The following is a 1,447-nucleotide window of genomic DNA, read 5'->3' as shown; positions in this document are numbered from 1 at the left end:
GATCGAGATCCGCAAGGACGACCGTGTTTTTGTCGTTGCGGATCTCGATCTCTGCCTGGGGGGCGGCGACTGGGAGCGCAATCAAAGATTTTCGCCCGACAACGCTTGATTAGCCCCGCGGCCCAGCGTAAGATAATGGCAGGAAAAATGAGAATGAATCTCAATTACTAGGCTTTATTGAGACATAAACGGTAATTGAGTGCCAAATTGCTGCCAATCTGTTTCGGCGGGATCAGTTTCAGGCCGAATCTTGTTCCGCCGTATTGGGCACCCCCATATTTTCGCTGGGTTCCGTGGCAATGACTGAATGACGAGGCCGCCATGATTGGGTTTGCTTGGAGGAGAGGAAAATTTTGGGGCGATGGCGCTCATCCCGGTGAGACGCTGCTGGGCGACCTGCAGGCAGGTCAGGCCGCTCGCATCACAGCCCTGGATGGACCTCCGGAGGTGGTTCATCGGTTGCAGGAGCTGGGGCTTCGGCCGGGAACAGTGGTGCGGGTTTTTCGGCCGGGAAACCCCTGCATCGTGTGGCTGGGAGGGAGTAAGCTGGGCGTTCGCATGGACGACGACGTGCGAATCCTCGTAGAAGCGTTGCCGGGACATCATGGGCATCCTCACCGGCATCGGCACGGATGGGGATCGAGGCCGTCCTCGCTTGCCGAATCGGTTGCGGCGGCCGCTCCGCTAGCGACCCCGCAGGATTCTTCGGCCGACAACCCCGGGGAAACCCACACACCCTGACGCTCCGCGCTGCTGCCCGCGGAAAGCCGCGGCACGCCTTCCTGTCCCTGGTGCTTGGTGAGTTGCGTTTGGGACTTGTGGCGCAAAATTCTGCGTGAAAGATCCTCTGACGTCCGCTCGAGGCCAACTGGCCTGCCATGACACGTGTGATCTCACCCAAAAAGTGTGTTTCGGTCGCCCTGGTCGGGAATCCCAACACGGGAAAATCCACACTTTTCAGTGCGCTGGTGGGGGTGTACCAGCGGGTGGGGAATTACCCCGGCGTGACGGTGGAAAAGCGGACCGGCCGATTCGAGTTCCAAAATCAAACGTTCGAGGTCATTGACCTTCCCGGTCTGTACAGCCTTTCTCCCCGCTCTCGGGATGAATTGGTGGCCGTCAATGTGTTGCTTGGCCGGGAGCCCGGGGTGGAGCCCCTCGACGTCATTCTCTGCGTGGTGGATGCCTCCAATCTGGAGCGCAATCTTTACCTGGTAAGCCAGCTTTTGGAACTGGGGCTGCCCATGGTGGTGGCCCTGACGATGGTCGATGTCGCAGAGCGTCAGGGTCTTCAGATCGACGTGGAGGAATTGGGGCGTCGCCTTGGCGTGCCGGTGGTCCCTGTTCAGGCTCATCGGGGAATCGGCGTGGGGCGGGTCCGGCAGGTCCTCCGTGAGTTGATCGAGAAGGACGCAGGGCCGTCTCCGCGGTCTCCCCTTCCCCGCGA

2 protein-coding genes are annotated in these 1,447 nt (G+C 60.3%); both read left to right on the top strand.

The window, feature by feature from the left end:
- Positions 1 to 321: 321 nt before the first annotated feature.
- Positions 322 to 741 (top strand): FeoA family protein, encoded by a 420-nt coding sequence (locus tag H5U08_RS18690; protein WP_297036623.1) that lies wholly within the window; start codon positions 322 to 324, stop codon positions 739 to 741.
- Between the two features lie 137 nt (positions 742 to 878).
- On the top strand, positions 879 to 1,447 hold a 569-nt coding region (locus H5U08_RS18685), incomplete at its 3' end, for a FeoB small GTPase domain-containing protein (protein WP_297036621.1).

It is taken from the genome of Thermogutta sp. (assembly GCF_014359955.1).
Taxonomy (GTDB): domain Bacteria; phylum Planctomycetota; class Planctomycetia; order Pirellulales; family Thermoguttaceae; genus Thermogutta.
This window is presented reverse-complemented; position numbering and strand designations above follow the sequence as displayed.

What these genes read in the sequence shown, in the direction of transcription:
- H5U08_RS18690 (WP_297036623.1), top strand. Translation starts at nt 322, where the DNA reads ATGATTGGGTTTGCTTGGAGGAGAGGAAAATTTTGGGGCGATGGCGCT.